The sequence below is a fragment of the Paracoccus sp. (in: a-proteobacteria) genome (assembly GCF_032007265.1).
Classification (GTDB): Bacteria; Pseudomonadota; Alphaproteobacteria; order Rhodobacterales; family Rhodobacteraceae; genus Paracoccus.
In genome coordinates this window covers 1-18706 of record NZ_DALZMB010000013.1, presented here as the reverse complement: position 1 = coordinate 18706, position 18706 = coordinate 1, and the positions used below count along the sequence as shown (strand labels likewise).

Below are 18706 nucleotides of genomic sequence, written 5' to 3'. Positions count from 1 at the left end.
CTTTAACTTTCAATGTGGCACAAGAGGGAAATTCTCACGGCGAGAGGCCCTATGTCTGCCATTATCGCGCTGACCGATACATTCCGCGCGGCCCCTGCCGCCGACACTGCCCCCGCCCAGCCACGGGCCGAGGTCTTTCAAGAGCGCGACCTGCGCCCCTTGGGACAGATTCTGATCGAAGATCAGGCGGTTTCCCCACAAAACCTGCTTAAAGCCGTGGTGATGCGCAAGCGCCAGGATGTCCCATTGGGGGAAATCCTTCTGGCGCGCGGCTGGGTCAGCGAGGCCGATCTGGCACGCGCCCTGTCGCGGCAATGGCGCACCAGCATGGTCGATCTGGCAGCCTTTCCCCCCGATCCGCGCTTGATCGACCGATTCGGCGTTGATCAATGTTTGTCCAATGGGCTGGTTCCCTGGCGCCGCGTGGGCGGCATAACTTATGTCGCCACCTCTCGCCCTGACCGTTTCGAGGCAACCCGGCACCTGCTGCCTGCAAACTTTGGCGAATTACGCATGTTGCTGTGCCCCGATACCGCGCTTCGCGAGGCGGTACTGGGCAGCCGCAAAACAGCCTTGGTGCGTCGGGCCGAAAACCGGGTTCCGCCGCATGAAAGCTGTCGCACGCGCAATGAGACCCGCACTGCTGGCCTTGCGGCAGCATGCATTCTCACCTTGGGTCTGGGGCTTTACCTGCTGCCTCAGGTGATGCTGATCCTGCTGACCGGCTGGGCAATCGTGACGCTGATCGCCTGTATGACGATCAAGGTCGCAGCCTTTCTTTCGGTCCTGCGCGCGGATGCGCGAGGCAGGCGCAAGCCTGTGCAAAGCCTTGCCGATTTCAGCCCGCCCCCCGAAATGCGCGACCCATTGCCGATGATCTCGGTGATGGTGCCGATGTTTGCGGAATCCGACATCGCCGAGCGTCTGGTGCAGCGGCTGTCTGGCCTGACCTACCCGCGCGAGCTGACAGATGTGCTGCTGGTGATCGAAGAAAGCGATCTGATCACCCGCGAGGCGCTTGCCAAGGCCGAGCTGCCCTTTTGGATGCGGGTTGTGACTGTGCCCGACGGGCCGATCAAGACCAAACCGCGCGCGTTGAACTATGCCCTGAATTTTTGTCGAGGTCAGATCATCGGGATCTGGGACGCAGAGGATCGTCCCGAGCCAGATCAGCTGCATAAAGTCGCTCGCCACTTTCACTTTGCCCCGCCCGAAGTTGCCTGTGTGCAGGGGATCTTGGATTATTATAACCCACGCTCGAACTGGCTCTCGCGCTGTTTCACCATCGAATATGCCAGCTGGTTTCGCGCCAATCTGCGCGGCGTGGCCCAATTGGGTCTGGTGGTTCCCTTGGGCGGCACGACTTTGTTCATTCGTCGCGACATTCTTGAAAAAGTCGGCTGTTGGGATGCATTCAACGTCACCGAAGACGCTGATCTGGGCGTAAGGCTGGCGCGGCGCGGCTGGCGCACGGAAATGATCGATACCGTCACCCATGAAGAGGCCAATTGCCGTGCCTTGCCCTGGGTTCGCCAACGCTCTCGCTGGCTCAAGGGCTATGCAATGACCTGGGCCGTTCATATGCGCGATCCAGTGGCCCTGTGGCGCGAGCTGGGCCCACGCCGCTTTCTGGGCTTTCAGGCGCAATTCCTGGGCGGTCTCTCACAATATCTTCTGGCCCCGCTTCTGTGGAGTTTTTGGTTGCTTGCCTTTGGCCTGCCTCATCCGGTCGCCACGCCACTTTCAAGCCTTGCGGGCGGCACGCTGATCCAAGGATTGGTTGGATTGCTGATCCTGACCGAGGTTATCAACATCGTCACCGGTCTTTGGGCCGTGCGCGGCAAGGACCATCGCCATTTGATGCCCTGGGTGCCGACCTTGCATTTTTACTTTCCGCTTGGCTGTCTTGCCGCGTGGAAGGCGATCTACGAAGTCGTCACCCGGCCATTTTATTGGGATAAGACCAGCCACGGCCATTTCGATGTCACGCCTGATGCCACCGAGGTCGAGCCCCTTGCCCCCGCCCAACGCCAGCCCGAAATCATTCCTCTAAGACGCCAGGGCGCAGGGGCGCTCAGCCCAACGGCTCAGCACAGTCGCGAAGGTCACGATCACGCCGATTTGGACCTGCTTGGCCAGATTTCCTAATGGTCTCAAGTCTCGGCTTGCAGGGTGCTTTCGATGATCGAGGTCGTAAGTGCCGAGGTTTCAGCCAAGCGCGTGCGAAGGCCAGCCAGATCGTCACATCCGGTTTCGCGCAACAGGATCTCTTGGCCGCCCTGCCCCAGGGCTTCGGGATCAAAGCTGCTTAGGCTCAGAAGTTTGCTTGTGCAGCGCACACTCCAGTAAAACCGATAGGCCGAGGCAAGGGCTGCACCATCTTGGGCCGAAATCAACCCGGCGCGCTGACCCGACCGGATCTGGGCGATGGTGCCGCGTGCGGGACTTGCGCTGCGCAAGGCAAATGACTGCGCCAGCAATTCCAGATCTTGCAGCTTTCCCGGGCCAATTTTGGCCTGCCAAGGTGAATCGTTGCCCTTGGCCGAAAAGATGCGCTGACGCATTTCAGCCAGATCCGCCGAAACATTATCCTTGCCCCCGCAATCGCGCAGAATGTCGGCGCGCAAAGCCTCGACCTGATGGCCAAGCGCAGCACCATCGGCGCCCAGCCCGGCAATCACCCTTGCGCGTGTCAGGGCCAGATGCTCCCAGGTCCATGCCTCGTTACGCTGGTAGTTTTCAAACGAGTGGATCGACGTCGCCAGGGGGCCCTGTCGTCCCGAGGGACGCAGGCGCATATCCACCTCGAACAACCGCCCGGCGGCTGTGGGCGCGGAAATCGCGGTGATCATCGCCTGCGTCAGCCGCGCATAATAGGGTCGGGCCGCCAAAGGACGCGGCCCCTGAGAGCTGTCCTCATCGCCATTGTCATAGATCACGATCAGATCAAGATCAGAGGCTGCATTCAACCGATGCGCCCCCAGCGACCCCATGCCCATGATCACCGCCCCCCGGCCCGGGGGGGGGCCGTGCTTGCGCGCAAACTCCGCGCCAACGAAGGGAAACAGCGCCGAGATCGCCGCCTCGGCCACATCGGCATATTGGGTGGCGGCCTCTTCGGCGCTGATCAGCGCGCGCAGGTGATGAACACCGATCCGGAATTGCCATTCATGCGCCCAACGCCGCGCATCATCCAATCCACGCTCATAATCCCCGCCGCCCGTGGATCTGCTATTGTCCAGCAGCCCCGCCAGTTCTTGCCCCAAAGAGGCAGAGCCGGGCCAAGGTGAAAAGAAGCTTCCCCCCAAAACCGCATCCAATACATCCGGATGTCGTGCCAGATAGCCCGCCAAAGCCGGTGCAGTGCCACAGATATCCACGATCAGCTCGATCAGATGGCGGTTAGCCTCGAAAAGCGAGAAAAGCTGCACACCGGCAGGCAGTCCGGCCAGGAATGCGTCAAAGCGGGCAAGCGCGTCCGATGGGTCGGCGGCGCGCTGCATCCGCGTCAGCAAATCGGCCTCGATGCGCTGAAAGATCTGGCGCGCACGTTGGGAACGAAGGGCCGGATAGCTGCGCCAGCCATTGATAACGGCCTGTGCCTCGGGCGAAAGCACCGGCCTGGCCTCGGTTTCAACGGGGACGAAAAAGTCACTGGTCAGCGTCTCGACCCGCTCGAGCCGAGCGAGCAAATCGCGAGACCAGGCGGCCGTATCGGACGCGCCCATCATACGCGCGATGCCATCGATGCCGTGGTCGGTGACGGGCAAAAGATGGGTCTGGGCATCGTTGACCATTTGAATCCGATGCTCGACCTCGCGATGCGAGCGGTAAAGATCAATCAGCTCATGTGCCTCATCGCGGCCAAGCCACCCCTTTTGCGCCAGTTGCGTCAGCCCCTCGACCGTGCCGCGCGCCCGCAAATCAGGATCGCGCCCGCCCGAGATCAGCTGGCGGGTCTGGGTAAAAAATTCGATCTCACGAATACCGCCCCGGCCAAGTTTCATGTCATGGCCCGGCAAGGTCATACGGCCTTGCAGCCCCTTATGTTCGCGAATGCGCAGCCGCATATCCTGCGTGTCCTGCACCGTCGCGAAATCAAGGTGACGTCGCCAGATAAAGGGGCGCATCTCGTCCAAAAACCGCTGGCCCGCGGCGATATTTCCGGCACAGGCACGGGCTTTGATATAGGCCGCGCGTTCCCAAGTGCGGCCCTCGGCCTCATAATAGCGCAAGGCAGCGGCGGTCGAAATGCAAACCGGCGTCACCGAAGCATCGGGGCGCAGCCGCAAATCGGTGCGGAAAACATAGCCCTGATCGGTAATATCAGACAGGGTGGCCACCGCCTTGCGCGTCGCGCGGATCAAAGCAGCCCTTGCCTCTTGTTGATCTTCCGGCGCATAGGCGGTTTCATCGAAAAGCACGATCAGATCGATATCTGAACTATAATTCAGCTCGCCCGCGCCCATTTTCCCCATCGCAAGCACGATGATGCCGCCCGCATCGGCGGTTGTCTCGGGCAGTTTTTTGCGCGCGATTTCAGTTGCGATATGGGCCCGCAACGCCAGATCGGTTGCACGATCGGCGAAATTACTAAGCGTGCCGGTGATGTCTTCCAGCGCCCAAACCCCGCCCAGATCGGCCAGCGCAAGCCAAAGCGCGATCCGGCGTTTGGCACGTCGCAGTGCCGGTCCCAGCGCCTCGGCGCCCAACGCCTCGAAATCTGCGGTCTCGCGCGCCAGAATATCGCCATGATCCAGCGCCTCCAGCAGCCATGCGGCCTCGGTCGTGATCGATCCCGCAAGATAGGGGCTAGATCCCGCAGTCCCTTCGATCAGCCTTGCCAACGGCCCTGAAAGTCCGGGGAAATGCTCTAGCGCAGCCTGGCCACGGGCCAGATCGCTGGAAAGCGGAAAGCGGGTGATACGTGCGGCGAAATCCATCGCCGCAGCCTAGCGCGGAGCCAAGCAGTTGCAACCATGATCGACAGCGCGCGTTGACAGACATTCTAAGGGTTTCGACGCTTGGCCTTGTCCTGATCTGTTGTTAGGCTAAACGTCGTTGATCCTGAACTCCTTATACAAACGCCTGCGATTCAAACCCCGTCGTCACTCAAGCGCCTTATGAAAACAGTGCTTCGATTTTCCAGCCTTTCAATCGCTGCGGCCTTTGGGCCGGCAGATGCGATCAAGGCATGGCATCTTATGCACGAGCGCGCGTTCGGGCGACGGATCGCGTGCAAAGGATGGGATATAGATGCGGCATAACCGACCCAATGCGCCACAATTTTACGTCACAGCCCCACAGCCATGCCCTTATTTGCATGGTCGCGCCGAGCGGAAGTTGTTCACTGCCCTGACGGGCGAAGGCGCGGTCGAGCTGAACAACGTCCTGTCGCGTCAGGGCTTTCGCCGATCACAGAACGTGCTTTACCGACCCAGCTGCGAGACCTGTGTGGCCTGCATGTCAGCCCGCATCCGGGTTGCGGATTTCCAGCCCTCCCGCTCGCAGCGCCGGGTTGAGCGGCGCAATGCCGATCTGCGTCGGCTGGCCACCAGCGCCTGGGCCACCGAAGAGCAGCACGATCTGTTCAGACTGTATCTGGACAGCCGCCATGTCGATGGCGGGATGGCGGATATGGATATTTTCGAATTCGCCGCCATGATCGAAGAAACGCCAGTGCGCACCCGCGTCATGGAATATCGCCTGCCCAGCCAGCAATTGCTGGGAATTTGCCTGACCGATATTCTGGATGACGGTCTGAGCCTGGTCTACAGCTTCTATGACCCCTCGCTCGAGCAGCGCAGCCTGGGCACGCATATCATCCTGGATCATATCGAGCTTGCGCGCAGTGCCAACCTGCCCTTTGTCTACCTAGGCTATTGGGTTCCCGGCAGTCGCAAGATGGACTACAAGGGCCGCTTCGGTGCGCTTGAGATCTATAAGGGGGGTGTCTGGCAGCCGATTGGGGACCGTAACGCCCATCGCGATGACATTGACACCCTATCGGTCGAGCCGATTGTTGAACAGGTTGCCCGCATCTCCTTGCCATATGACAAGGGATAATTGCGAATTCGGTCAACGAACCGAAATATAATTACAATAATTCGCCATCATTCGTCATTTTCTTGGCGAGCAGCCATTGACCCTTGGCTGCCACCCACATAGTTTGCACCGAGTTCGCGGCCCGCAGATTGCTGGGGTCGAGCGAGCGCAATTGGAAAAAAATGACGGAGAATGGGCATGTCCCGAAGCATGACCGGTGCAAGGATGGTTATCGAAGCTCTGCGCGATCAGGGTGTCGATACTGTATTCGGCTATCCGGGGGGCGCGGTACTACCCATTTATGACGAGCTCTTCCAGCAAAACGATATCAAGCACATTCTGGTGCGCCATGAACAAGGCGCGGTTCACATGGCCGAGGGCTATGCCCGCACCACCGGCAAACCCGGCGTTGTGCTGGTCACCTCGGGTCCGGGGGCGACCAATGCGGTCACCGGCCTGACCGATGCGCTGATGGATTCAATCCCGCTGGTCGTTTTGTCAGGTCAGGTTCCGACTTTCCTGATCGGCTCGGACGGGTTTCAAGAGGCTGATACCATCGGCATCACCCGCCCTTGCACCAAGCATAACTGGCTGGTGAAAGATACCGACGCACTTAGCCAAACGCTGCACCGCGCCTTTCATGTCGCCACCACCGGCCGTCCCGGCCCGGTTCTGGTCGATATTCCAAAGGATGTGCAATTTGCGACCGGTGAATATGTCGGGCCGAAGCAGGTCGATGTCAGCACGTATCAGCCCACGAAACGCGGCGATATCGATCAGATCACCAAGCTGGTCGAGCTGCTCGAAAAGGCCGAGCGTCCGATCCTTTATACCGGCGGCGGGGTTATCAACTCGGGTCCGGGTGCCAGCCAATTGCTGCGCGAACTGGCCGATGCGACCGGTTTTCCGGTGACTTCGACCCTGATGGGCTTGGGCGCCTATCCGGCCACCGGCAAATCCTGGTTGGGTATGTTGGGGATGCACGGCCTCTATGAGGCCAATATGGCGATGCATGATTGCGATCTGATGATCAATATCGGTGCGCGCTTTGACGACCGCATCACCGGTCGCGTGGCCGATTTCAGCCCGGGCTCGATCAAGGCGCATATCGATATCGACCCCAGCTCGATCAACAAGGTCATCCGCGTCGATCTGGCGATTGTGGGCGATGTCGGCCATGTCCTTGAGGATCTGCTCAAGATCTGGAAATCGCGCGGTCGCAAGACCAACAGCGATGCGCTTGCGCAATGGTGGGTCCAGATCGAGCAGTGGAAGGCGCGCAAATGCCTTGCCTATAAGCAGCAAGGCGATGTGATCAAACCGCAATATGCGCTGGATCGCCTGCATGCGCTGACCAAGGACCGCAAGCCCTATATCTCGACCGAAGTGGGTCAGCATCAGATGTGGGCGGCGCAGTATCTGCATTTCGACGATCCGAACCATTGGATGACGTCGGGTGGTTTGGGCACGATGGGCTATGGCCTGCCCGCCTCGATCGGCGCGCAGGTGGCGCATCCTGAAGCCTTGGTGATCAACGTCGCTGGTGATGCCAGCTGGCTGATGAACATGCAGGAAATGGGCACGGCAGTACAGTTCCGCGCCCCGGTCAAGCAATTCATCATGAACAACGAGCGTCTGGGCATGGTGCGTCAGTGGCAGCAACTGCTGCATGGTGAGCGCTATAGCCAAAGCTGGTCGGAAAGCCTGCCTGACTTCGTCAAGCTGGCCGAGGCTTTCGGCTGCAAGGGCCGCGTGGTCTCCGATCCGGCCGAGCTGGATGATGCGATCCAAGAGATGCTGGATTACGACGGCCCCTTCGTTCTGGACGTCCTGGTCGAAAAGCACGAGAACTGCCTGCCTATGATTCCTTCGGGCAAGCCTCACAACGAGATGCTCTTGCCCGAAGACGCCACCGATGGCGCGATCACCGGCGCAGGCGGCGCTTTGGTCTAAGCCATGCAGGCCGGGGGTCCGCCCCCGGTCATTCTCCCCAAGTTTCATGAAGTGAGGCCATCATGGCGGCATTGAATATCCAGCAAGGCGCAACCAGCCATTCGGCCTATGATCTGCGCGACCCGAATTCCCAGATCGAGGAATCGCATACTTTGGCCGTTCTGGTCGATAACGAAGCCGGCGTGCTGGCGCGTGTCATTGGCCTGTTTTCCGGGCGCGGCTATAACATAGACAGCCTGACCGTCGCCGAGGTGGATCATGCGGGGCATCGCTCGCGCATCACCATCGTGACGCGCGGCACGCCTTCGGTGATCGAGCAGATCAAAGCACAGCTGGGCCGCATTGTGCCCGTGCACGAGGTCCATGACCTGACCGTGGACGGCCCTTCGGTCGAGCGTGAACTAGGGCTGTTCAAAGTCAAAGGTCAGGGCGAAAAGCGCGTCGAAGCACTGCGCATTGCCGAAATCTTTCGCGCCAACGTGGTCGATTCCACCCTGGAAAGCTTTGTTTTCGAGATGACGGGAACATCCGAGAAACTGGATGCCTTCGCTGATCTGATGCGCCCGCTGGGGCTGATCGATCTTGCCCGGACGGGCGTTGCCGCATTGTCGCGCGGCGCCTGAGCCCTAAGGGCTCAGCGCAGCTTTCCTGCCGATTTCACAGCAAACAGTGCCGGGTGCTTTTCACGAAAGGCATCCGGTTCAATATTTACGCTATCCTGCGATGCCACGACGCGCAGCTGCGGACGCGCCGCAGCCGCCTTCTGAGGCTTGGCCGCACTCGAGGTCGAAGCTGCCTGGCCCTCGCCAGCGCCCCCGCCAGCGCCCACGCCACGCAGCAGGCTGGGCAGATCGCTGCATTTGCGCTCTTCGATGACCCGCACGTTGAAGGCATGGCGCAGTTCGCCGCGAACCTCGGTTTCCAGGGCGATCATATCCCCGGCCTCGGGCCATCCCGCTTTACCAATGACATTGTCACGGCCCTGCAGATAGGCCAGCGCGCCCTGATCTTCGCACCAAACAACGGCCTTCTGTTTGGCCGCACTGCTCCATACAATCACGCCAATCATGGCCGCTCCTAACCTCGACTTTTACCGCCGCGCACAGCGCCGCAGTAAGCAACAACTTGCCGATGCAACCTACTTGCAGCGGCAGTTCTGTAAAAGGAGTTTTTAAAGCAAATCAGATTCCGAAAGAAAGCTGTGACGGCACGTCATCGATTTTCACCCTTATAACGTGTGGAAATCTTAGCGTTTTTAGCGCTGCAACGCAAACAAGATACAACTTTCAAGAGTATCGCCCCCCGATCATGGCCTAGCGGAATTGTCCTGTGCGGTAATCTTGCACGGCCCGCGCGACTTGAGCCATGCGCGCCGCCCGCGAGGGGTGAGTACCCAGCACCCGATCACCCGGATCGGGGATGCGCGCAAAAAATTGTGCGCCATGTTCGGGATCATATCCGGCATTCAGCGTCACAATCGCGCCAAGGTAGTCTGCTTCAAGCTCCCAATCCTTGGAGTAGTAGCGCGCGCCCATTTGCGCCCCAATGTCCTGCGCCGAGCGAATCGCTGATTCGCTGCCGCCATAAGCGCTGGCCAGCCCGCCCAGAATGACGGCCCCCGCAGACGCCGCACTGGATTTGCGATTGATGTGGCCCAGAATGTGATGGCTGGCCTCGTGGCCGACGACAAAGGCCAGTTCATCGGCATTGCGAGCTTCGGCGATCAGCGACAAGGTAAAGCCGATGATGGGACGCCCGGTATTATCGACAGTTTGAAATGCATTCGGCTCTAGGCCCGGGCGATCATCGACAACGAATTGAAAGTCACAATTGATCGGCTGGGTGCGCCGCTGCAGGCATTCGCGTTCGACCTCTGGCTCCATCTTGCGAATGACCTGGGCAAAGCCACGTGCGGCCTCTTGGGGGCTGGCCGCGAAATCGGGCGAGGGCGCGCCGACCACAGGGGTCCCACCTGGCACCCCCGGAAGCTGACCCGAAGGCAGCTGGCCCGGCATTTGCATCTGCCCCGGCGCAACACAGCCCGAAACCACCAGGCTCAACGCCAGAACCATGCCAGTCCCGAGAAATTTCCGCATCGTCATACCTCACAGCAGATTTACCCGCTATCTATCCTTGACGACGACGCCACGCCAAGCCCATCAGCCCTGCGCCGACAATCTTTCACGCAAATGTTGTCGGAATACAGAGAGGTTACCAAGATGTTCACCATCGAGCATGATTTCGACGCCACCGTCATCACCCTAATCGACGAATCCGAGACCAATACCCGCCCCCTGAACGAAGATGTCACGATTCTGGCGTTTGACGACCGGGTGATCGTCGAGCAGGCAAATGCCGAAGGTGATACCATCGCCCGTATTGTCCTGAGCACCGAGCAGCTGGACGAGCTGCGTGCCGCACTGAACCTGCCCGAAGGGAACTACCGTCTCGCGCGTCCTGACTAGGGCCAGGAACTAGGGCCAGGAAGGCGCAGGCCGCCTGCCTGACAGGCTGGCCAGCCTTCACATCCGTCAGTCGATGCGGAACAATTTGTCGCGCCCGCTTGCGCCGCGCAAAAGCGTTAGCCGTGACTTGGCAATTCCCAGCGCCTTGGCCAGCAGCTTGATGACCTCGGCATTGGCCTTGCCGCCTTCAGGGACGGTGGTGGTGGTGACGCGGATGACGCCGCTTTCGTCGCAACTTACCCCATTGCGCGACGCCCGCGGCGTCACGCGGACCTCAAGTGTTCGGCCCGGCTGGGCAAGATGGCCAAGATCGCTCATGCGCCCATCAAGCGCCTGCACCGGGATTTGGCAAGACTGCTTGGGCGGGATCGCGCATGGCGGGCCCGCAACATCGCCCTGCGCCGGCGCTGGCTATGGCAGTGTCTAGACAAGCGGGCTATCTTGCCCCTGCCCTGCCGCCTGAAACTGCGAGGATCGCATGACCCAGACCCAAACCGAAACCCTGACCTTTCTTGGTCATCGCCGCTCGCATCCCCCCAAGCTGCTCCAAGGCCCCGCCCCCAGCCACGAGGCGCTTTTGCGCCTGCTGACTTTGGCGGCGCGCGTTCCGGATCACGGCAAGCTAGAGCCCTGGCGCTTTGTCGTGCTTGGCCGCGAAACCCTTGACCGCCTTGCGCCGGTCCTTGCGGATTATGTCGCAGCCAAAGGTGCGGATGAGGCAGCCATCGAAAAAGCGCGCTCGGCCTTTGCTTCGCCGGTGATTGTTGCGGTGATTTCCGCCCCCGTCGACAGCCCCAAGATCCCCGAATGGGAACAGTTCCTGTCCTCGGGGGCAGTATGTCTTTCGCTGGTCAATGCGGCGCTGGCCTCGGGCTATGGCGCGGCCTGGCTGACTGGCCCCGCAGCGCAACCCGAATTCGCCAATGCCCATCTGGGGCTGCAATCAGGCGAGCGTGTGGTTGGTCTGATCCATATCGGTCAGGCCCAATCCACCCCGCCCGAGCGCCCGCGCCCCGAAATCGCAGCCAAGGCGACCTTCCTGCCATGATCGTCAAGGCATTGGCACGGGCATGGCGCGATCTGTTTCGCCCTCGCATCCTTAGCGTGGTGCTATTGGGGGTCGGGCTGACGATCTTGCTGTTCGTGGCTTTGCAGGCTGGACTTTTCTGGCTGATCCGGGCTGTGATGCCCGGATCTTTCACCTTGCCCTATCTGGGTGAGATCGCACTGGCAGCCCCGCTGTCCTGGGGCTCTTTGGCGCTGTTTCCGCTGATGGGCTTTTTCCTGATGGCCCCGGTCGCCATGGCTTTTTCAGGCCTGTTTACCGAAAATGTCGCCAATGCCGTCGAAGAGATCCACTATCCTGCGGCTAGACCGAAATCGGTCGATTTTTGGGACAGTGTGCTGGAATCATTTGCGCTGGTTGGCGCGTCGCTGCTGATTGGCATCGTGTCACTGATCCTGACACCGTTTCTGGGCCCGCTGGCGCCGGTACTGTTTTACGGCGCGAATGGCAGGCTTTTGGGCCGCGAGTTCTTTGCGATGGCCGCAAGGCGTCATGTTTCAGGTCAAGCTGCCAGCAACCTTCGCCGGCAGCTCTCGGGCCAGATCATGGCCTTGGGGGTGATGATCGCCCTGCTGCTTTCAGTACCGGTGCTGAACATCGTCATTCCGGTTCTGGCAGCGGCGGCCTTCACCCATTTCTTTCATCTTAGCCAAAAGTCCGCGCAATATCGGCGCGAGTGATGATGTCACCAAAGATGATCCAGGCAATCACCGCCCACAGGATCGTCGTGATGATCGTGGACCAGATTGCTTTGCGCATCAGCTGCGGCTCGTGGGGCGCACCAGCGGGCGTGCCCGGCGTCACGATCCCGACATCGGCTTGGCTTTTCTGGCCGATCGGCAAAAGCACAAACAGCACCAGAAACCACAACGAGGCGTAAAGGACGATACCACCCGTCAAATTCATCAGACTTGCTCCAGTTCAATCAGGGTTCCGTTGAAATCCTTGGGATGAAGGAACAGAACCGGTTTGCGATGCGCCCCGATCTTGGGCTCACCATCGCCCAGAACCCGCGCTCCGCCAGCGCGAAGCTGGTCACGTGCGGCAAGGATGTCATCGACTTCGTAACAGATATGGTGAATCCCCCCCGAAGGGTTTTTGGCCAGAAATCCGGCGATCGGGCTGCCCTCTCCCAATGGGTAAAGCAGCTCGATCTTGGTGTTGGGCAGCTCGATAAAGACCACCGTCACCCCATGTTCAGGCTCGTCTTGCGCGGGTCCGACCTTGGCACCCAGGATGTTGCGATACTGATCTGCCGCGGCCTGAAGGTCAGGCACGGCGATGGCGACATGGTTAAGGCGTCCGATCACAAGCTCTCTCCGCATTTGGGCAGGTTCTAGGCCGCTCAGCCCGATAGGGGAAGCGAAACCCGACGCAAGTTAACCGCTTCTTAGGGGAATCGCGCCATTCTGAACAGAAGATGCCACCCAAAAGAGGATTTTACCATGATGGGCCTGGATACTTCCATCGCCGAGGCCGAGGTGCCGGTCTGGCGACCTCAGTCGCTGCCTGACCGCCCCCTTGCCGGGTTAACCGTCCTGGTGGTCGAGGATTCACGCTTCGCCTCGGAGGCTTTGCGGCTGTTGTGCCTGCGGTCGGGGGCAAGGATCCGACGCGCGGATTCGCTACGTGCGGCAATGCGTCACCTCAAGACCTATCGTCCGACTGTGCTGATCGTGGATATGGGCCTGCCAGATGGCAGCGGCGCAGAACTGATCCGCGCCTTTACCGGGCTGATCCCCTCTGCACCAGTCATTTTGGGAATTTCCGGTGATCCCGAAAACGAATCGGTTGCTTTAGAGGCCGGGGCACAGGGCTTTCTGGCCAAACCGATCGAACGTCTAGCCGTCTTTCAGCAAGCCGTTCTGGCCGCCCTGCCGCGCGAATTCATCCGCCCCGGCCTGCGGGTTCTGCCGGATGATGTGATCTGCCCCGATGCCTCGGCGCTTCGCGATGATCTGGCCCATGTCGCCGAGGTGCTGGCCAATTCCCACGACACATCCAGCATCGAATATATCGCGCGATTTTTGGCCGGGGTCGCACGCTCGGTCCATGATGCCCCATTAGAGGAGGCAGCCCAGAATTTGGCGCGCGATCAGGCACAAGGGAATGCCTTGGCGGCCAATCTGGCGCGCATCAGCGGCCTGCTGCACGACCGGCTGGATGCCGTGGCCGAAAACTAGGCGCGTGCCTCAGGGTGCCAGGGTCATCTCGGACAGTCGCTGGATCTGCTTGCCGTCGCTGGTAAAGTTATCAGGGCTTAGCCAGCGCTGATAGGCAGCGGCCAAGCGCGGCCAATCCGGATCGATGATCGCCCACCAAGCCGTGTCGCGATTGCGCCCCTTATAGATCATATGCTGGCGGAAGGTGCCCTCGAAGGAAAAGCCGTAGCGCCGCGCCGCCGCCATCGAGGGGGCATTAAGCGCATCGCATTTCCATTCGACGCGACGATAGCCCGCCTGAAAGGCCCAACTGATCATCATGACAATGGCCTCGGTCGCGGCGGGGCTGCGCTGCAGGGTCGGGGCGATCTCGATATGTCCGATTTCTAGCACGCCATCAGCAGGTGCGATGCGTAAGAAAGATGCCAGCCCGCCGATTTTGCCGCTGTTGAGATCGCGGATCGCATAATAACAGGGATCGCTTTGGCGCGCGGCCTGCTGCTGCCAGGCCGTATAATCGGCAAGCGTCGCAAAGGGGCCGTAACCCATATAGTCCCAGACCCAATCCTGTCCTGCATTGGCCGCAAACAAATCGCCTGCATGCAGATCGGGGTTCAGCCGTTCAAGCTGCGCATAGCGCCCTGCGATTTTCGTCGGGCCGGGAATCGCAGGAGGCGCAAAGTCAGCCACCTGAGGGCCAATGGGTCGCAACATCCTGATCTCCTTTATCGATCCGCTGCCCAATCCGGCATGGCCTAGCCAAGGAAACGCGGATCATCCCCAAGATCAAGGCCGGGAAAAATCCGCGTTTCAAGATCGCTGCGTGAGACGCCAAACAGATTGTGCATGGCCCAACCCGAATAGGCGCGGATATCGCGCAGGGGCATCAGATCGCGATCCGCATAAAGCTGCCCCTCGCCCAAGCCCGGCCAGTCGCCATAGGCCTTGCCACCATGAATAGCCCCGCCCGCCATCAAAAGCGCACCCGCAGTGCCATGATCGGTCCCGCCCGAGCCATTCTCGCGGGCCGTGCGGCCAAATTCAGTCATGGCCATGACCGTGGTTCTTTGCCAATTCGCGCCCAGCTCGTCGCGTAGCGCAAGAATGGAATCGCCCAGCCGAGCCAAGGCGCGGCTCAAGACGCCCTTTTGCTGCGCATGAGTATCCCAGCCGGTAATCGAATAGGCCGCCACCCGGCTTTCACCGTTCAGCCGACTTGCAGCAAAGCGGGCCAGCGCCTGCACATCCCCCGTCGGGCCTTTGGCGGAAAATTCGCCCATCTTCCCGCCGCCCAGCTCGCCTGCATCCGCGGCGGCATCCCGAAAAATGGGATCTTCATGATAGATCTGCTCTAGCAGCAGTTGGGCCTGCGCCGAAAGCGCCAGATCGGCATCGGGAGACCAGCTTTTGGCGCGGATCTTGCCGCTTAGGATTTTCATCTCATCGGTACCGACCGAATAGGCCGTCTCCGATGTCGCGCCGGGCATGACTTGCAAAAGACGGTTCAGCCAACCGCCAACCCTTTGGATTTCCGGCAGATCATTGCCGCTTCCTGCTTCAAGCACATCCTGTCCGTCAAAATGGCTGCGCTTGTCGCGATAGGGGGTCGAAACGGCCTGGCCAAAAGCAAGTTCTCCCGATTTCCACAGCGGCAACAACATCTCCAAGGCGGGATGCAGCGCGTAAAAGCCGTCCAGATCAAAGGCGCCCTGTTGCGGCCCGACCGAGATCGTCCGCCGAATTTTGGCAAGCATCGGATCGCCATAGGGCTGGAACACATCCAACCCGTCCATGGCCCCGCGCAAGATGATCACCACCAGCCGATTCTCGCCCGGCGCCGAGGCAAATGTCACCCGTGTCATCAGCGGATGCGCAGCAAGCGAACATCCCAAAAGCGCAGATCCGCGCAAAAAGCCGCGTCTGTTCAGCATAATCGCCTACCTTCGGTTCAGGTCATTCGATGCAAGGATCAGGGCGACCCCTTCGACGGCGCTTTCGGCTTTGGGAATGGCCCAGGCCAATGCCTCGGATTGGGTGCCGCCAAAGGTCGTCTGCATCAGCTCGCGCGGATCGGGCAAATCGGCCTTGAGATGCTTTGGCACATCCAGCGACCAGTTGATACGCGCCGCCAGTGCCTGTGGCGTGATCCATGCCTCGGCATCCTCGGGCCAGCCATTGGGGCCATTGGGCTGCCCCCAGCGCTGCCCCATTTTGGGCAAGGGCCGGACCAGATAACGCACGACGGCTTTTTCATCCCAGCCCAGCAATTCGTCACCCGTCACGCCCAAAGCGCGCAGGCCGGTGATAATGAAATCAAAGGGCTGGCGTATCTTCTGGCGAAAGCTGTCGGCCAAGGCGGGATGGGTGATCATGACGCGATAGACCTGGCTCAGATCGCCCTGACTGCTGACCCAAGCCTTGGACATTGCATCCACCACCCCCTCATCAGGGGTGTCGCTTAGAAAATGGATGGCAAGTTTGCGCGAGATATATTGGGCCGTCATCGGGTGCCGGGCAAGATCGACAAAGATCTCGCGGACCTCCTCCAACCGAGGGGGGCGCCCGCCACCATAGCTTTTTCCCAAGATGGTCTCGGCACCGGGTTCTGCGCGATTGGGCAAAAACTCTGCGCCATTTTGCGTGCTATAGCCCACCCCGGTCAGCAGCTTCGCAAATTCACGCACATCCTTTTGGCTGTATTTCGCATCCACGCCAATGCTGTGCAGCTCAAGCGCCTCGCGGGCCAGATTTTCGTTCAACCCAACCGGCTTATCTTGCTTGCGGCGCTTGATGCCAAAGGGCGAATTGGGTCCGACATTGGCGATCTGGTTCAGATAGATCAGCATCATCGGATGGGTATCGGCGGCAAAGAACATATCTTCAAAGCGACCGCGCAGATAAGGGCGGATCGCCTCGTTGACAAAAGCCTCGGGCATTTTCTGGTTGGTCGGGCCGCTGGCGCGGATGGTGAAATGATCGGCCCAGAACTGGACCAGTCGTTCGCCAAAGCCGCTGGGATCATCCAAAGCGCGGGCGACGCGCGCCTGCAGATCGCGCCAGTGCTGGCGGTCCATCTCGCGGCGGAACGCCTTATATTGGGCCATCTGTTCGTCAGATTCCTCGCGCGCTTTGGTCAGCTGGTTCAGCTTCAAAGCCGCGGCCCGCGCCTCATCCATCGTCGGCGCATCGGCGCGCGGAGCGCTAAAGGAAATGCTGCTTAGAACAGCATCGGCATCCACCAAGGGACGGTGATGCGGCGAAAGTCCATAACCTAAACGGATCGCCGCGAGTTCGGGAAAGCCAAACTCCAAAAGATATCCTCATAAAATACGGGGGGCATTTTACCCCCCGCATTGTATTGCATATTTTCTGATCGAGGTCAGATCACTCTTTTGGCAGAGCCCGCAGGCGCAGATCGCGCATCTGTTCATTGGTGGGCTCAGACGGCGCCCCCATCATCAGATCCTCGGCGCGCTGGTTCATCGGGAACATGATCACTTCGCGGATGTTTTGCTCATCGGCAAGCAGCATCACGATCCGGTCGATCCCGGCCGCACAGCCGCCGTGGGGCGGTGCGCCATAGCGGAAAGCCTTGACCATGCCGCCAAAGCGCTTTTCGACCTCGTCGTGGCCATAGCCCGCCAGCTCGAATGCCTTGAACATGATTTCGGGCGAGTGGTTGCGGATAGCACCCGAGATCAGCTCGTAGCCGTTGCAGGCCAGATCGTATTGATAGCCCTTGATCGTCAGCGGATCTTGGCTGTTCAGCGCTTCAAGCCCGCCTTGCGGCATCGAGAAGGGGTTATGGCTGAAGTCGATCTTGCCGTCGTCGGCTTTCTCATACATCGGGAAGTCGACGATCCAGGCAAATTTGAACTGGTTTTCAACGGTCAGCCCCAATTCGCGGCCAATCTCGTTGCGGGCACGACCGGCAACTGCCTCGAAATTCTCGGGCTTGCCGCCCAGGAAGAAGGCAGCATCGCCCTCGCCCAGACCCAGCTGCACGCGGATTGCTTCGGTTTTCTCGGCACCCAGCGCTTTGGCGATCGGGCCTGCAGCCTCGGTCGAGCCATCCTCGGCTTTGCGCCAGAAGATATAGCCCATGCCCGGAAGGCCCTGCGCCTGAGCAAATGCGTTCATGCGGTCGGCAAATTTGCGCGAGCCGCCCGTCGGCGCGGGAATGGCGCGGACCTCGGTGCCGTCCTGCTCGAGCAGCTTGGCGAAAATCGCAAAGCCCGAATCGCGGAAGTGATCGCTGACGATCTGCATTTCGATCGGGTTGCGCAGGTCGGGTTTGTCGCTGCCGTATTTCAGCATCGATTCCGCATAAGGGATGCGCGGCCAGTTCGTGTCGACCGGGCGACCGCCGCCGAATTCCTCGAACAGGCCCTGAATGACCGGCTGAACATTGGCGAAAATGTCTTCCTGCTCGACGAAGGACATCTCCATATCAAGCTGGTAGAAGTCGGTGGGCGAGCGGTCAGCGCGCGGATCCTCGTCGCGGAAACAGGGCGCGATCTGGAAATACTTGTCAAAGCCCGCGACCATGATCAGCTGTTTGAACTGCTGCGGCGCTTGCGGCAAAGCATAAAACTTGCCCGGATGCAGACGCGAGGGCACCAGGAAGTCGCGCGCACCCTCTGGGCTGGATGCGGTGATGATCGGGGTCTGGAATTCGGTAAAGCCGCTGTCCCACATCCGGTTGCGGATCGAGCGCACGACCTTGGAGCGCAACATGATGTTGTTGTGCAAGGTTTCACGGCGCAGATCGAGGAAGCGATAAGTTAGGCGCGTTTCCTCGGGGTAATCCTGATCGCCAAAGACAGGCAGCGGCAGATCGTCGGACGGGCCAAGCACTTCCATGTCAGTGGCATAGACTTCGACTTCGCCGGTGGGCAGTTTGGCATTCACCAAAGCCGCATCGCGCAGCTTGACCTTGCCATCGATGCGGATGACTGTTTCCGCGCGCAGCTTTTCCAACTGGGCAAAAGCCGGGCTGTCGCTGTCGGCGATCA

18 protein-coding genes are annotated in these 18706 nt (G+C 60.2%); 8 read left to right on the top strand and 10 right to left on the bottom strand.

The genetic code is table 11. From position 1 onward, the window contains the following. Window positions 1-51 precede the first annotated feature (51 nt). The gene (locus RTS12_RS04535) at window positions 52-2148 is read left to right on the top strand and encodes a glycosyltransferase family 2 protein (protein WP_312525926.1); all 2097 of its coding nucleotides are present in this window, start codon (window positions 52-54) and stop codon (window positions 2146-2148) included. 5 nt (window positions 2149-2153) lie between these two features. Here RTS12_RS04535 and RTS12_RS04530 read toward each other — a convergent pair whose 3' ends face one another. Continuing rightward, entirely contained in the window at window positions 2154-4943 is a 2790-nt protein-coding gene (locus tag RTS12_RS04530) for a putative nucleotidyltransferase substrate binding domain-containing protein (protein WP_312525924.1), read from the bottom strand. A 313-nt stretch (window positions 4944-5256) separates the two neighbouring features. On the opposite strand from RTS12_RS04530, the gene RTS12_RS04525 reads away from it, so the two are divergent. From RTS12_RS04525 to ilvN, 3 genes are all read left to right on the top strand, one after another. After that, on the top strand, window positions 5257-6066 hold the full coding sequence (locus RTS12_RS04525) for an arginyltransferase (RefSeq protein ID WP_312525922.1): 810 nt from the start codon (window positions 5257-5259) through the stop codon (window positions 6064-6066). Between the two features lie 177 nt (window positions 6067-6243). Next, on the top strand, window positions 6244-7998 hold the full coding sequence (locus RTS12_RS04520) for an acetolactate synthase 3 large subunit (RefSeq protein ID WP_312525920.1): 1755 nt from the start codon (window positions 6244-6246) through the stop codon (window positions 7996-7998). Between the two features lie 62 nt (window positions 7999-8060). Further along, on the top strand, window positions 8061-8621 hold the full coding sequence (gene ilvN / locus RTS12_RS04515; RefSeq protein WP_312525918.1) for an acetolactate synthase small subunit: 561 nt from the start codon (window positions 8061-8063) through the stop codon (window positions 8619-8621). Window positions 8622-8632: 11 nt separating this feature from the next. Here ilvN and RTS12_RS04510 read toward each other — a convergent pair whose 3' ends face one another. Further along, window positions 8633-9067 carry a hypothetical protein gene (locus RTS12_RS04510; protein WP_312525916.1) on the bottom strand — a complete coding sequence of 145 codons (435 nt, stop codon included), beginning with the start codon at window positions 9065-9067 and terminating at the stop codon, window positions 8633-8635. Between the two features lie 244 nt (window positions 9068-9311). After that, window positions 9312-10094 (bottom strand): M48 family metalloprotease, encoded by a 783-nt coding sequence (locus tag RTS12_RS04505; protein WP_312525915.1) that lies wholly within the window; start codon window positions 10092-10094, stop codon window positions 9312-9314. A gap of 123 nt (window positions 10095-10217) precedes the next feature. Here RTS12_RS04505 and RTS12_RS04500 point away from each other — a divergent pair, with 123 nt between their 5' ends. After that, on the top strand, window positions 10218-10463 hold the full coding sequence (locus tag RTS12_RS04500) for a hypothetical protein (protein ID WP_312525913.1): 246 nt from the start codon (window positions 10218-10220) through the stop codon (window positions 10461-10463). Window positions 10464-10529: 66 nt separating this feature from the next. Here RTS12_RS04500 and RTS12_RS04495 read toward each other — a convergent pair whose 3' ends face one another. After that, window positions 10530-10781: a DUF167 domain-containing protein gene (locus RTS12_RS04495; protein ID WP_312525912.1), complete on the bottom strand. Its 252-nt coding sequence runs from the start codon at window positions 10779-10781 to the stop codon at window positions 10530-10532. A 160-nt stretch (window positions 10782-10941) separates the two neighbouring features. Between RTS12_RS04495 and RTS12_RS04490 the strand changes: the two genes are divergently transcribed. Both RTS12_RS04490 and RTS12_RS04485 read left to right on the top strand, forming a co-directional pair. Then, entirely contained in the window at window positions 10942-11511 is a 570-nt protein-coding gene (locus RTS12_RS04490) for a nitroreductase (protein ID WP_312525910.1), read from the top strand. Further along, on the top strand, window positions 11508-12209 hold the full coding sequence (locus tag RTS12_RS04485; RefSeq protein WP_312525908.1) for an EI24 domain-containing protein: 702 nt from the start codon (window positions 11508-11510) through the stop codon (window positions 12207-12209). Before RTS12_RS04490 ends, RTS12_RS04485 begins: the two co-directional genes overlap by 4 nt. Here the strand turns inward: RTS12_RS04485 and RTS12_RS04480 are convergent. Together RTS12_RS04480 and mce are read right to left on the bottom strand one after the other, a co-directional pair. After that, window positions 12175-12435: a DUF1467 family protein gene (locus RTS12_RS04480; protein ID WP_312525906.1), complete on the bottom strand. Its 261-nt coding sequence runs from the start codon at window positions 12433-12435 to the stop codon at window positions 12175-12177. The genes RTS12_RS04485 and RTS12_RS04480 overlap by 35 nt on opposite strands. After that, on the bottom strand, window positions 12435-12839 hold the full coding sequence (gene mce / locus RTS12_RS04475; protein WP_312525904.1) for a methylmalonyl-CoA epimerase: 405 nt from the start codon (window positions 12837-12839) through the stop codon (window positions 12435-12437). Before mce ends, RTS12_RS04480 begins: the two co-directional genes overlap by 1 nt. A 135-nt stretch (window positions 12840-12974) precedes the next feature. Between mce and RTS12_RS04470 the strand changes: the two genes are divergently transcribed. Then, window positions 12975-13712: a response regulator gene (locus RTS12_RS04470; RefSeq protein WP_409455665.1), complete on the top strand. Its 738-nt coding sequence runs from the start codon at window positions 12975-12977 to the stop codon at window positions 13710-13712. Window positions 13713-13721: 9 nt separating this feature from the next. Here the strand turns inward: RTS12_RS04470 and RTS12_RS04465 are convergent, their stop codons facing one another. The 4 genes from RTS12_RS04465 to aspS form a co-directional block, all read right to left on the bottom strand. Continuing rightward, window positions 13722-14405: a GNAT family protein gene (locus tag RTS12_RS04465; protein ID WP_312525902.1), complete on the bottom strand. Its 684-nt coding sequence runs from the start codon at window positions 14403-14405 to the stop codon at window positions 13722-13724. 41 nt (window positions 14406-14446) lie between these two features. After that, window positions 14447-15622, bottom strand: a complete 1176-nt coding sequence (locus tag RTS12_RS04460; protein WP_312525900.1) for a DUF1501 domain-containing protein — start codon at window positions 15620-15622, stop codon at window positions 14447-14449. A gap of 6 nt (window positions 15623-15628) precedes the next feature. Next, on the bottom strand, window positions 15629-17002 hold the full coding sequence (locus tag RTS12_RS04455; RefSeq protein WP_312525899.1) for a DUF1800 domain-containing protein: 1374 nt from the start codon (window positions 17000-17002) through the stop codon (window positions 15629-15631). Window positions 17003-17075: 73 nt separating this feature from the next. Continuing rightward, window positions 17076-18706: aspartate--tRNA ligase (gene aspS, locus RTS12_RS04450; protein WP_312525897.1), on the bottom strand; the 1631-nt coding region annotated here is incomplete at its 5' end.